Consider the following 13,752-nt stretch of genomic DNA (forward strand, 5'->3'; position numbering starts at 1 on the left):
TCAACCCACTAATCGCTTCATATCACGTATAATGTCTTCGTATGGCGTATTACTAATGCCACTATACTTTTTCATTACTTTTCCGTTTTGATCAATTAAATAAAATGATGTACCATGCATGACCTGACCGTTCTCCGGCTTATCTACAAGTGATTGGAAATTATCTTTTGAAAACTTTGTAATATCTTCTAACGAATACCCCGTTAATAAATTCCAGTTACTAGTATCCTCTGTAAACTTTTGAATAAAAGCTTTCAGATTTTCTGGCTTATCAAGGTCTGGATCTACACTAAATGAAACAAACTGAACGTCTAATTTCTCTTCTTTTGCCATCTTTTGAAGCTTGGCCATATTTGCAGTCATTGGTGGACAAACTGTCTGACAATTTGTGAACATAAAATCTGCAACCCAAACTTTCCCTTTTAAATCTTTTGTACCAAATTTCTTTCCATCTTGATTGGTAAATTGGAAGGTTTCTAAATCCCAATTTAATGGTTTACGAAGCTTTGAACCTGATTCACTACATCCAGCAAGTACAAAGAGACAAAATACAACCATAAGACCAATTATTTTTTGATAACGCTTCATTTATAAACCTCTTTTCTCTATCCTAAATTTAAATAGGTTATGTTTATAATAACAAAAGTTAACACTACGAGAAAATTGTTTACTACATTTGTTCACGAAATCGTACGAATTTACGTATGTTACTTTTTTATTTCAAGCGAATTACTAGACAAAATATATTTTTTTACTATTCTTTCTCTAAATAAAAGTGATAAAACTAATTTTATTGTTACTTTTGTAAATACCTCTCCCTATTTTTTAACAATTCCTTAAACATTAATCCATGTTTTACACTGTATTCCTTAACAACATTTCGGTACAATACAAATACAACGATTTTAAATGAGGTGATGTTCATGGCAAAGCGCTATGAAAATATGGATAATGTTAGTACCAAAAAATCAATTCGCTCTTTTTTACGCTGGCGTAAAGAACGAAAGCAAAACAAAAAAGATTTTTCTTTCTTAGTAGAACAATCACCCGTTAAACAAAGTGCATTTTTGCAAAGTAATGTTGAAAAAACGACTATCACATGGATTGGGCATTCCACTTTTCTTATCCAAACGAATGGACTTAATATATTAACAGATCCAGTATGGACTAATAAATTAAAGCTAGTTCCAAGACTTACAGAACCTGGACTCTCTATAGAAGCACTACCTAAAATTGATATTGTCCTTATTTCACATGGTCATTATGATCATTTAGATTTTTCAACTCTTCGCCAGTTGAATGATGATGTTCTATATCTTGTACCTATTGGATTAAAAAAATTATTTACTCGTAAGAAATTTAAACATGTAGAAGAGTATAAATGGTGGGAAAGTACGATAATTAACGAAGTTTCTTTTCACTTCGTACCCGCTCAGCACTGGACGAGAAGATTCTTATTTGATATGAATACGTCTCACTGGGGTGGATGGATTATTGATAATGAAACGACTATGGAAACCATATATTTTTGTGGTGACAGTGGCTATTTCCAAGGTTTCAAAGAAATTGGTGAACGCTTTTTAATTGATATTGCTCTTATGCCCATTGGCGCTTATGAACCAGAATGGTTTATGAAAGTATCTCATGTTTCACCTGAAGAGGCCGTGCAAGCTTATTTAGATTTAAATGCTACGCATTTTATACCAATGCATTACGGAGCTTTTGCACTCGCCGATGAAACACCTCGTGAAGCAATAACTAGACTTCGAAATAATTGGAATTTGCGCATGTTACCGTGGGAACAACTGCATGTACTCTTTTTAGGTCAAACTTTTATTTATAGTAACGCAACAAATAATAAGCAAATAAACGAAAAAATTGAAACTTTACATGTGTAACGTAATGACTGATTTTCTATATCCAACATATAATATAGAAAATCCTATAGTGAAACTTTAATTAGTGGGTTTTCTTCATCCCCACTGATTATTTGCCTTCACCAATCAAGCTTTTACGGGCAGCCCGCTACCTAACCTCTTTGCTCCAGCTAAACTTGAGGTAGAGAGTTTTACTGTCCACAAATAGCGGGATAAAGGGTGTTTTCTATGAATGAATATTTACAGACTCGCTATATCATTAGCGGTAGTGCCTGTGTAGCTCTTCTTATTTCTTACTTTCTATTTACATAAAAAAGCTACTTGAAATATATTTTCAAGTAGCTTTTTTATTACTCTGCTAAATACATAAATCCGATTGCGCCCGGACCTGTATGAGTACTAATAATAGGCGTTGTATAGAAAATTTCTGATTGAGCAAATCCACTTACTTTTTCAACCGCCGCTTTCATACTTTCAGCTAAAGGAATTGCTTTCGCATGCGGAATTGCAACAGCTTTTACGACTTTTCCAGCCGTATCTTGCTCAAATAACTTAGCTAATGTTTTTACAATTTGGCCTTGGCTACGAACTTTCGTTACAGGATTATAAACACCGTCTTCAAGACTAGCAATTGGCTTTATATTAAGTAGAGAACCGATAAACGCTTTTCCTTTACCGATACGTCCACCCTTCACTAAGTTTTCTAATGTATCCACTACTACATATAAACGAGTATTCTTTCTTACTTCATCTACACGTTTTAAAATTTCTTCTAGTGAGCGTCCGTCATTTGCCATTTTTGCAGCTTCAATTACTTGATATGCTAAAGCATGTGTAATAAATTGAGAATCAACAACTGTTACTTTTGTATCAGTCATTGATGCAGCGCTATTTGCAGTTGCTACAGTACCGCTCATTCCACTTGTCATATGGATAGAAAGGACTTCGCTTCCATCTTCCCCTAGCTTGTCATACATTTCTACAAATGTACCCATAGCTGGTTGTGATGTTTTTGGTAATTCCTCTGATTTAATCATTTCTTCAATAAATTCGTCAGGTTGTAAATCAACGCGATCTAAATATGTTTGTCCATTTACAGAGATTGATAATGGTAAAACATGAATGTCATACTTTTCGATTACGTCTTGTGATAAATCTGCCGTTGAATCTGTTACTATTTTAATTTTTTGCATACTATACTTCTTCCCTTTCCAATACGCTCTCCTTGTTATTATACTAGTATTCCCATTGCTTTCAACAATTTGGAACGAAATTTCATCAAATTAATTATATTTTCATATCTAAAATGAAAAAGACAGAGTTTACTAACCCTGTCCGTACTTCGTATCATGCATTTTTTTCAAGGGTATTTGTTTTATATACATTTAAATAATCATTCCACTTCAAACAATTTTGTAAATATTCACGGAAAGAATACGAAAATCTTGGGTGTTTTTGTTTTTGAATTTTTGCAATAAATAATTGAAGACGAGACTGAATTAGAAACGATAATGGATGCTGTGCCTGTAGGACAGGGATTTCGAATATTTTAATGCAATCCCCTGTTGAATGAGTGAAATAAAAACTTTTCGTAATCACAATATCAATCCTCTTTTTCATTGGATTTTTGAACTTCCTCTACTTTGCGCTGTAACACGTTGTTTAAAGTGGAGTAAAATCAGACTTATATGATTTCTGTAGTCCTTATGGCTAGAAGATTTATACTCTATTCATCTCCACCTAATTCACCTTTCCGTCCTAAATATCTCTGAGACGGGAATCTCATTATCCATCAATTGTTTAATACATTTAGTATAAGCTTATAAAAGCGCAAAGTTTGTCTAAATTTTGGAGATTCTATAATTTTTTTCTTCTATATATTGTATACGTTTATAGCTATAGTATAACAAATAAATAAAAAAGTGCCTTTATAACGAGGCACTTTTCGACTGCATTTCTTCTCTTTTCTTTTTCCTCTTACTAACAACCTTTGATAACGCAATACTTACTTCATAAATACAAATAAGCGGCACTGCAACTAAACTATGAGATAAAAAGTCTGGCGGTGATATACAAGATGCAATGATAATTAATGCTACGTAAGCATACCTTCTTATTTTTATTAAAAATTCCGCCGTAAGTATTCCAATACTAGTTAAAAACATTACAACGACTGGCAATTCAAAAATCACAGCAAATGGAACTGTTAAATTAAGTACAAAATGAAAATACTTTTCTGTCGTAAACATCGTATTAAACATTTCATTACCTATCGTAGTTAAAAAGTGAAATAGAAACGGCATTACAATAAAGTATCCAAAACATAAACCTGCAATAAATAATATAGACAATACCGGTATATACATTATTGTCATCTTTTGTTCATTTGGATGTAAACCCGGTTTTACAAATAACCAAATTTGTATAGCAGCAAAAGGAATTGTACAAACGATAGCAAATACTGTAGCAATCGAGAAAAAAATCCACAATACATCACTTGGACCGAGAACAGTTAATTTCATTGGTAAATCTTTTACAAGCCAAAAATAAATATCCTTTGTAAAAGTAAATCCAATAATTAAAAATAGTACAAAGGATAACACCGTATATATTACTCTTTTTCGAAGCTCAACAATATGTTCTACTACGCTCATTTCCCGATTTTCCATCTCGTTCACCACACTTTATTTATCCATTACAAGGAAAATACACTACATTTTTTCTTTCTTTTCCTTTTCTTGAAATGCGTCATCTGTCAATTCTTTCGTTGATTTTTTAAACTCTTTTAACGTTTCCCCTAAAGCCTTCCCGATTTCCGGCAATTTTTTAGGTCCAAATAAAATGAGTACTGCTACTAAAATTAAAATTAACCCTGGAAAGCCAATATTTGAAAACATTTCCCCATCCCCTTTATTAGTAGTTTCCTTGTCCTACTATTACATAATTTTATTTTGTCAAAAAAGTTTGAAAACGTCAACAAATCCATTGTCTTTTGTCAAAAAAATTCAAAAATATAATCAATTATACAAATTTCATTTTCTATTGCTCTTGTGTATGATATGGTAAGGGAAATGACATATTATTTTATGATAGTAGAAAGGATTTGCATTATGACTGAAAAAATGACACGAATGACCCAATTTGTAAAAGAAGAAATTGCAAATGCAATTACACATGGTATCGGTGCCATTTTAAGCATCCCTGCCTTAATCATATTGATTATTCATGCTTCTAAGCACGGTACCGCATCAGCTGTAGTTGCATTTACTGTTTATGGTGTAAGCATGTTCTTACTGTACTTGTTTTCAACATTGCTACATAGCATTCATCATCCTAAAGTAGAAAAAATATTTACTATTTTAGATCATTCAGCCATTTACTTATTGATTGCTGGCACGTATACTCCTTTTCTACTTATTACACTTCGTGGCCCATTAGGATGGACGTTGCTTGCTATAATATGGACACTAGCAATCGGAGGTATCGTCTTCAAAATTTTCTTTGTACGTCGCTTTATAAAGGCTTCAACTTTATGTTACATCATTATGGGTTGGCTCATAATCGTTGCCATTAAACCACTTTATGAAAATCTAACTGGACATGGTTTTTCACTACTTTTAGCAGGTGGAATTTTATATTCTGTCGGAGCTATATTCTTCCTTTGGGAAAAGCTACCTTTCAACCATGCCATATGGCACCTGTTCGTTTTAGGTGGTAGTGCGATGATGTTCTTCTGTGTACTCTTTTATGTCTTACCTACAGCATAATAAAAAAGGATTCAGCTAGCTGAATCCTTTTTTATTACTTATGTAATTGTGATGCGATAACTTCCTGTGTATGCTTCGTTCATTTTTATGTCTTACCTACAGCATAATAAAAAAGGATTCAGCTTACTATAAGCTGAATCCTTTTTTATTACTTATGTAATTGTGATGCGATAACTTCCTGTGTATGCTTCGTTAATTCTTTAATATCCATATTCGCATAATCTTCAGGTGTAATCGGCTTAGAAATTGTTACTGTTGCATGAGCTGGCTTCATACGATTTCCATTCGCTTCAAACATCTTATATGTACCATCTAACGTTACAGGTAAAATTGCTACATCTGACTTTACTGCCAGATGAAAACTACCAGCCTTAAACTCTCCAACTTCGCCACCCTTACTTCTCGTTCCTTCAGGGAAAATTACGATAGAATGTCCATTCTTTAATAGTTCAATTCCATCTTTAATCGCTTGAAGAGATTGACGACGATCGCTACGATCCATAAATACACAATTCATAAGTTCCATCCAAGTTGGTACAACTGGGAACTTTTTAATCTCTGCTTTTGAAACGAATCCAATTGGTTTATTTAAGTAACCTAGTAAAACAGGGATATCCATATTACTTTGGTGATTACTTACAACTAGTACTGGCTTGTCTTTCGGAACATTTTCAAGTCCTTTCACTTCTACTGCCCCTCCAGCTACACGTACCATTTTCTTACCAAACCAATTTGTCGTTTTATACACAGCATTATCTTTTTCTTTTGGCGCCATCGTATTTACTTGTCTTTTAAGACGCCACATTCTCGGTGTAATCGCAATTACGATTAAAATTAAATAAAAGATTTTAAAAAACGTTTGAATCATACAGAACCCCCACCTATTATCATTCCGACCTTCATTATACTAGACAAACGAAGGAAAAAGAAGAAAAAAAGTCCAAACAGCAAGTGTTCGGACTTTTTAAGCATTCTATATTAGAAACGTTTTGCTAATTCACGAGCATTAGCAATTGCTGCTTCTTTAATTTCTTGTGCTTTTTCAGGGTTTGCATTCATGCCTTCAACTGCAATATATTCAGTATCATTCACACCGACAAATCCTAATACAGTCTTTAAGTGATTACGACCGAAGTCTACAGCTGCGTATGCTCCTTCAGAATATACGCCACCTGTTGCTTGAATGTGAAGTGCTTTTTTACCTTCTAATAAGCCGACTGGACCATTTTCAGTATATTTGAATGTTTTACCTGCGATTGCTACGTTATCTAAGTATGCTTTTACTACTGGTGGATAGCTAAAGTTCCACATTGGAGTTACGAATACATAACGATCTGCATTCATAAATGTTTCTAAGTTTGTGTTCATTGCTGCTACTTTTTGTTGTTGAACTTCAGTTAAAGCTTCAAAGCCTTCACCTGCTGCAAATTTACCCCAAGCAGCAAATACATCTGCATCAATTGCTGGTACTGTAGTGTTGAATAAATCAATTGTTACAACTTCGTCTTGTGGATGTTCGTTTTTATAAGCTTCGATGAAAGCTTCCCCTACTGCCATTCCGAAAGAACCTTCTGCTGAATTTGGATTTGCTGTAATAAATAGTACTTTTGTCATTGTATTCTCTCCCTTTTTTCTCTTTATCTTTAATTCAAGATTTGTTTTTTAAAAGTTAATAACTTACCTTATGTAAGTATAATATAAAAAGTTTTAATCAATGTCAATAAAAAATAGCTACTTTTTTTTCGTAAGTTAATGATTTACTTTGTTTCCTTAAAATTTAGTATACAGATATTACAAACTCTTTCATATAAAAAGGCTACCTCTACAACCTATAGAGATAGCCTTCTATTACATATTATTTTTGAAATACATGTTTTACTTTTTCAGCTGGAATATTACTTCCGCCTCTACCTTTTACATCTTCAATCATCATTGTAATGACCATATCTGGCGAATTTAAATCAAATGCAGCGAACCAACCTAGTTCTTTTCCTTCGGCCTCTTTTGATACTTTTAATTCCGCTGTACCTGTTTTTCCAGCAAGAGTCATACCATCAATTTTAGCAATTTTCCCTGTACCATCTGGATCATTAATTACTTTCGTCATTGCAGTTTTTAATATATCCTGATTTCCTTTAGAAATTACATTTTCTTTCCAAGCTTTTGGTTGTTTATCTGTTTTAATAATATACGGTGACGGAATCGTTCCATCATTTACAATTGGCGCATACGTTAAAGCTAAATGAAGAGGAGTCATTAATACTTGTCCTTGTCCATATCCCGTATCTGCCATTTGAATATCATTTTTAATGCCGTCATTTGCAATTTTAGAAGCAGGGAATCCATATTCAATTGGTAGTTTCTCATCGAATCCGAATTTTTTTGCTTCACTCATAAACTTGTCTTTTCCGATTTTCAAAGCTTCTTGTGCGAAGTAAATATTATCCGAGTATTTCATCGCCTTATCAAGATCAATCGGATTTGCATCTTTCACACGCGTTACATAGTAATTACCCCAAGAAGAATCTTTTGTCCATTTTAATCCTTCAATTTTCAACTCTTCTTTTGGATTAATTGTTTTCGTTTCAAGACCAATTGCAGCTGTAATAGGTTTAAATACAGAACCTGGTACCGACAATTGTGTAAAGCGATTTGTCATTGGTTTTTTCGGATCATTATTCCAAGCTTCGCGTTGTGCCTTCGATGTCCCTCGTGCAATTATATTAGGATCATATGCTGGACTACTTACTAGTGCAATTGTTTCTCCACTTTTCGGATTAATTGCTGCACTTGAACCAGCTTCGCCCTTCATTTCATTATACGTTTTTTCTTGAACAACACTATCAATAGTTAAAGTTACATTTTCTCCATCAACAGCATCTGTTTTTGCCAAGTTTTTAATTTCTTTTCCTTGCGCATCTTCTACAAAGACACGGCCACCTTTTTTACCGCGTAGCTTTTCCTCTAATACTTGCTCTAAACCAGCTTTACCAACTGGGTCATCAGCTTGATAGCCTTTCTTTTGTAGCGTTTTTAAATCTTCAGCATTTACCTTTCCAATATAACCAGTCAGATGAGCTGCCGCTTCCCCTAACGGATATGTACGAACATTTACAGGTTTTGTTGAAACACCTGGTAAATCAATGTACGTATTTTGTGTTGCCCCTTCAGGCAAAATTCCAATTGGTACGAGATACCCTGGTTTTACCCATTTAGCAGCTAATTTTTGATCAATTTCTTCTACAGACATATTTAATAACTTCGCTACTGTTTCTTTCGTTTGCGGAGCAGCATCGCCTAACTTTTCAGGAATCAATCCGATTTCAGAAGCTTTCCCATTCGTTGCAAGACCTTTTCCATTACGATCGTATATTTCACCACGTTTTGGCTGTGTTGTCTGCATACGCACTTTACTATCTTTCGTCATGCCTGGGAAAATAAAATCAGGAGTCCAATCTATTTTCCAAGATTCTTTATCTCCATCTTTTTCTTTCACCATTTTTGCTTCATGACCAAATGTAATTTTACCACCAACTGTATCCATGCTTACTTTAAAAGGAACAGGGCCTTCATCTTTTTTATCTTCTTTTACTTCCCCTGTTTCTACCTTTAAGTCTTTCACTTCGATACCAGAATAAATTTTTTCATATTTCTCAGTAAACTCTTTCTTTGAAATATCTTTTTTTGCATTTTTTGATAGTTGATCATACATATCTGCAAATTTTTGTTTATTCCACGCTTTTACATATGTATCAAACGCTTCTTGTGGTTTTTCTTCTTTACCACATCCAACTAACATGAATGTTAAGCAAAGAAAAAGAATCCCCCATATCTTTCTCAATCGATTCTCCTCCTCTTTCTATATTAGTACTTTTGAAAATTTTAGCATTTTTACATGCTACCTATCATTATAGCACTATCGAATCTCATCTATAAACTTATATTGGTGAATATAAATAAAAAGATTGATGCGAATTCTCACATCAATCTTTTTTATTATTGTTGTTTCTCATATACATGGTAATAATACGTATATGGGTTTTTTTCATCCGTTAAACCTTTTTCTACAAAAATCTCTTTCCAATTTGTCATATCTATTTCTGGGAAGAATGTATCTCCTTCAAATGCATGATGGATTTTTGTTATATATAACTTGTCTACATAAGGTAAAAAGAGGTCGTAAATTTGCGCTCCACCAAAAATAAAAATCTCTTCTTCATTTTTACATAGTTCAAACACTTCTTCTACAGAATGAACAACTTCACAACCTTCAACATGATACCCTTCATTACGAGTTACAATAATATTACGTCTTCCAGGCAGTGGTCTACCAATCGCTTCATAGTTCTTTCTTCCCATAATAAGCGGGTGACCCATCGTTGTTTTCTTCACGTATTGTAATTCACTCGGTAAACGCCAAGGTAAATTATTATCTTTACCAATTACTCTATTTTCGTCCATAGCGACCATAAATGAAACAATCATTTTTTCATCTCCTCTACAATTATACTGCAACCGGTGCTTTAATTGCTGGATGCGGATCGTATCCTTCAATCGTTAAATCTTCCATTTCAAAATCGAAAACAGATTTCACATCTGGATTTAATGTAAGTTTCGGGAATGGACGTGGTTCACGTGCCAATTGCTTTTCTACTTGTTCAAAATGATTTGTATAAATGTGTGCATCACCAATTGTATGAACAAATTCTCCCACTTCAAGTCCGCATTCATGTGCAATTAAATGTGTTAGTAGTGAGTAACTTGCAATGTTAAATGGAATCCCAAGGAATATGTCACCACTTCTTTGATATAACTGACAAGAAAGCTTTCCATCTGCTACATAAAACTGGAATAGCGTATGACAAGGCGGTAAGGCCATACTTGGTACATCTTCTGGATTCCAGGCAGAAACGATTAAACGACGTGAGTCTGGTGTTTTTTTAATCATTTCAATTACATCTTTTAATTGATCAAGTGTCTCACCAGCTGTCGTTTTCCAAGCACGCCACTGTTTACCGTAAACGTCTCCTAAATAACCATATTTATTTGAGAACTCATCATCTTCTAAAACGTTCTTTTTAAACAATTCCATTTGCTCGTCGTACTGTACTTTAAATTCTTCATCTTGTTGTGAGCGAAGACCAAAATCAGTCATGTCAGGACCAGTATACTCATCACTTTCTACCCAGCTCTTAAAAGCCCATTCATTCCAAATGTTATTATTATGCTGCAATAAATAGCGAATATTTGTATCACCTTTCATAAACCAAAGCAGTTCACTTGCTACAAGGCGAAACGGTACTCTCTTTGTTGTTAATAAAGGAAAACCTTTACTTAGATCAAAACGCATTTGATATCCAAATACAGATACAGTGCCTGTCCCTGTACGGTCTTCTTTCTTCGTACCATGTTCCATTACATGGCGGCATAAATTTAAGTATTCATTTTCAGCATGTTTCATATGTAGGAAAACCTTCTTTCAATCGTATATGCAATTTATCATAACATGAAAAATGATAAATTTAATAATCCTAATTAATAAAATTTCTTGCGCTAATTCTTACAAAATTATTAACTTTCCAAATATAAAAAGGTTTTCATTTTCTATTACCGAAAGTATAGTGCGGTAGAACAAAATTTATATTTGGAGGTTAGAAGTATGTCTAAAATTGAAACGCCTGTTATGACTTCTTTACAAACAACGGCTGAAAAAATGATGAAGGATTTAAATGTTCCTGGTGCTGCTGTCGCTGTTATAAAAGACGGTGAAGTTATTATTTCAGAAGGTTTCGGCTATCGTAATATAGAAACAAAAGAGGCTGTTACACCGAATACTCGATTCGCAATCGGTTCCTCAACGAAAGCATTTGGCACACTTTCATTAAGCTTGTTAGCACAGCAAAAAAAGTTTAATTGGGATACCCCTATCCAGTCTTATATACCTAACTTTACTTTATCTGAACTACTTGCTAGCTCACAAGTTACAGGACGGGATTTAGCTTCTCATCGAACTGGAGTGAGTCGTCATGAGGCTCTTTGGTACAGTTCTTCCTTATCTCGAAAAGATCTCGTTGAAAAAATAAAACATTTACCACTTGATGCACCGTTCCGAACTGCATTTCTATATAACAATTTAATGTATGCAACAATTAGCTACATTGTTGAAAACATTACAAATCAAACGTGGGAGCAATACACTACAGAACATATTTTAGAACCTTTAAATATGAGACATACAAACTTCTCTGTTAACGATTCACAAACTACAGATGATTACGCTTTACCTTACATTGAAAATGACGGTGAAATAAAAGCAGTTCCATTCCGTAACATCGATACAGTTGGCGCTGCTGGGTGTATTAATTCCACAATTGAAGATATGGCAAATTGGGTACTTCTCCACTTAAATGAAGGAAAATTTGGAGATCATGAATTAATCTCCTCTGAATTATTACAACAAATGTATACACCACACAATTCAATTCCAGACCAACCGGTTTTATCACTCCCTGAATCTCCATTAAATAGTTACGGTCTTGGTTGGTTTATTAGCGCTTATCGTGGTAAAAAAGTGATTCATCATGGCGGTAATATCGATGGATTTTCAGCGCTTGTTTCATTCATACCAACAGAAAACATAGGCCTTGTCATTTTAACGAATGCTGGAGGAACATTACTTCCTACTTATCTCGCTAATCAAATTTATGACGAACTACTTGAATTAGAATCCATTGATTGGCATAAACGTGCTGTAGAAGATACTAAAAAAATGAAGGAAATGATGAAAGAAGCAACTGAATCCCTCCCTGAACAAATTAAAGGGACTACACCTTCGCACAAGTTAGAGGATTATACTGGTACTTTTGAACATCCTGCATACGGAACATTACAAGTATACAAACGAGATGATTCGTTATATGTACAATTTATGGAAATGGATATTCAATTAGGGCATCATCATTACGACATCTTCTCTGCAAAAGTTGACTTATTCCAAATGAAAATGAGCTTATTATTCGCTTATGAAATGAATGTAAGTGGTGAATTCCCATCCCTTCAGTTACATGTACCAGCTACATTAAGTACTCAGCCGCTTACATTTAAGAAAATTAAATAAGTATTTTGATGGTAAAAAATAAAGGTAGGTGCGAATCACACCTACCTTTTCTATTTCATATCAATCTTATCTGATTGAAACCAAATTGGCTTCGATAACTCAAAGTTATTATGATCCTCTAAAACTATAGTAAGGCGCTCTAACATATCATCTAACATATGCGGCGCTGCTCGTAATGTCCAGACAACTGAGGAGAAAACTGTCATACCAACGTACACCGTGTATAATTTCCAGAATTCCTCTGGTATTTTTCTATTAAAGTATCCTTCTATTTGTCCGATTGAATACGGAATACTAATGTCCCTTGCAAACAGTGCAATTTTCACAAAATCATGAAGTGGATCGCCCCAATCGTAGCCATTAAAATCAACAACACCTACATATTTTCCATCCCGTACAATTATATTTTCTAAGTGAAAATCATCGTGTTGAAATCGATTTGGGCGGTTCTTTAAATATATTTCATTTTCTTCAATAAACTTTATGATTTTATCATCATTTTTTATGTTTATTCCACATGTTTTATATGCCTCTAAATATTTACTATGTTTTTTCATTGCTCTTTCATACCATGGAAGTATATTATTAGGAGCTTCATATGTATGCATTTTTGCTAAATCTTTCCCTGCCTCTATACCAATATCATATTGTTCTTTTGGTGAATACGTAGGCAATAACTTCTTCGCATCTTCCCCTTCTAAATACGAAAAGATGCCATAGCATAAACCTTCTTCTGCCAACAAACCTATTTCAATTGGTTTTTGTGCTTGCACACTACGATTTTGCATTTCATTTAAAATTTGAAACTCTATTTTCTTTCTTTCATACTCTTTTATATCGCCTGTCCGCAATAAATATTTATCATTATTCGCACTCGTAATTATATATTTCTTATCAGGTGAAAAACCTTTAGAAATTTCTTTAATATCCACTGCATTTTTTACTATTTGTATATTGTTTTGCCATGCTGTAATTATCTTCATATCTATTC

General features: G+C 33.8%; 14 protein-coding genes. 3 read left to right on the forward strand and 11 right to left on the reverse strand.

Translation table 11 applies throughout. The features are described 5' to 3' along the window. A complete protein-coding gene (locus DN401_RS13035) occupies positions 1 to 588 on the reverse strand; it encodes an SCO family protein (protein ID WP_000833331.1) in 588 nt (195 codons plus the stop codon). Between the two features lie 335 nt (positions 589 to 923). On the opposite strand from DN401_RS13035, the gene DN401_RS13040 reads away from it, so the two are divergent. Further along, on the forward strand, positions 924 to 1,898 hold the full coding sequence (locus tag DN401_RS13040) for an MBL fold metallo-hydrolase (RefSeq protein ID WP_149287727.1): 975 nt from the start codon (positions 924 to 926) through the stop codon (positions 1,896 to 1,898). A gap of 329 nt (positions 1,899 to 2,227) precedes the next feature. Here DN401_RS13040 and DN401_RS13045 read toward each other — a convergent pair whose 3' ends face one another. From DN401_RS13045 to DN401_RS13060, 4 genes are all read right to left on the reverse strand, one after another. Beyond that, a complete protein-coding gene (locus DN401_RS13045; protein WP_001169470.1) occupies positions 2,228 to 3,070 on the reverse strand; it encodes a DegV family protein in 843 nt (280 codons plus the stop codon). Positions 3,071 to 3,224: 154 nt separating this feature from the next. Continuing rightward, positions 3,225 to 3,476: a DUF2535 family protein gene (locus tag DN401_RS13050; protein ID WP_000629012.1), complete on the reverse strand. Its 252-nt coding sequence runs from the start codon at positions 3,474 to 3,476 to the stop codon at positions 3,225 to 3,227. 329 nt (positions 3,477 to 3,805) lie between these two features. Beyond that, positions 3,806 to 4,546: a twin-arginine translocase subunit TatC gene (gene tatC / locus DN401_RS13055; protein WP_000431523.1), complete on the reverse strand. Its 741-nt coding sequence runs from the start codon at positions 4,544 to 4,546 to the stop codon at positions 3,806 to 3,808. A 42-nt stretch (positions 4,547 to 4,588) separates the two neighbouring features. Further along, entirely contained in the window at positions 4,589 to 4,774 is a 186-nt protein-coding gene (locus DN401_RS13060) for a twin-arginine translocase TatA/TatE family subunit (RefSeq protein WP_000492443.1), read from the reverse strand. A gap of 213 nt (positions 4,775 to 4,987) precedes the next feature. Between DN401_RS13060 and trhA the strand changes: the two genes are divergently transcribed. Further along, positions 4,988 to 5,644, forward strand: coding sequence for a PAQR family membrane homeostasis protein TrhA (gene trhA, locus DN401_RS13065; protein WP_000136889.1), 657 nt, complete (start codon positions 4,988 to 4,990; stop codon positions 5,642 to 5,644). 148 nt (positions 5,645 to 5,792) lie between these two features. On the opposite strand, the gene DN401_RS13070 is transcribed toward trhA, so the two are convergent. The 5 genes from DN401_RS13070 to DN401_RS13090 all read right to left on the reverse strand — a co-directional run bounded on the left by DN401_RS13070 (position 5,793) and on the right by DN401_RS13090 (position 11,105). Continuing rightward, the gene (locus DN401_RS13070; RefSeq protein ID WP_149287728.1) at positions 5,793 to 6,512 is read right to left on the reverse strand and encodes a lysophospholipid acyltransferase family protein; all 720 of its coding nucleotides are present in this window, start codon (positions 6,510 to 6,512) and stop codon (positions 5,793 to 5,795) included. Positions 6,513 to 6,622: 110 nt separating this feature from the next. Continuing rightward, entirely contained in the window at positions 6,623 to 7,258 is a 636-nt protein-coding gene (locus DN401_RS13075; RefSeq protein WP_000170025.1) for an FMN-dependent NADH-azoreductase, read from the reverse strand. A gap of 241 nt (positions 7,259 to 7,499) precedes the next feature. After that, positions 7,500 to 9,485: a penicillin-binding protein 3 gene (gene pbpC / locus DN401_RS13080; protein WP_001227241.1), complete on the reverse strand. Its 1,986-nt coding sequence runs from the start codon at positions 9,483 to 9,485 to the stop codon at positions 7,500 to 7,502. Between the two features lie 155 nt (positions 9,486 to 9,640). Next, positions 9,641 to 10,129, reverse strand: coding sequence for a dihydrofolate reductase (locus tag DN401_RS13085; RefSeq protein ID WP_000637205.1), 489 nt, complete (start codon positions 10,127 to 10,129; stop codon positions 9,641 to 9,643). A 19-nt stretch (positions 10,130 to 10,148) separates the two neighbouring features. Then, on the reverse strand, positions 10,149 to 11,105 hold the full coding sequence (locus tag DN401_RS13090; protein ID WP_000679609.1) for a thymidylate synthase: 957 nt from the start codon (positions 11,103 to 11,105) through the stop codon (positions 10,149 to 10,151). A gap of 198 nt (positions 11,106 to 11,303) precedes the next feature. On the opposite strand from DN401_RS13090, the gene DN401_RS13095 reads away from it, so the two are divergent. Continuing rightward, positions 11,304 to 12,761, forward strand: a complete 1,458-nt coding sequence (locus DN401_RS13095) for a serine hydrolase (protein WP_000034322.1) — start codon at positions 11,304 to 11,306, stop codon at positions 12,759 to 12,761. Positions 12,762 to 12,811: 50 nt separating this feature from the next. On the opposite strand, the gene DN401_RS13100 is transcribed toward DN401_RS13095, so the two are convergent. Further along, entirely contained in the window at positions 12,812 to 13,744 is a 933-nt protein-coding gene (locus tag DN401_RS13100; RefSeq protein WP_000692086.1) for an aminoglycoside phosphotransferase family protein, read from the reverse strand. Between the last annotated feature and the right edge of the window lie 8 nt (positions 13,745 to 13,752).

It is taken from the genome of Bacillus sp. BF2-3, from assembly GCF_008368795.1.
GTDB lineage: Bacteria > Bacillota > Bacilli > Bacillales > Bacillaceae_G > Bacillus_A > Bacillus_A cereus.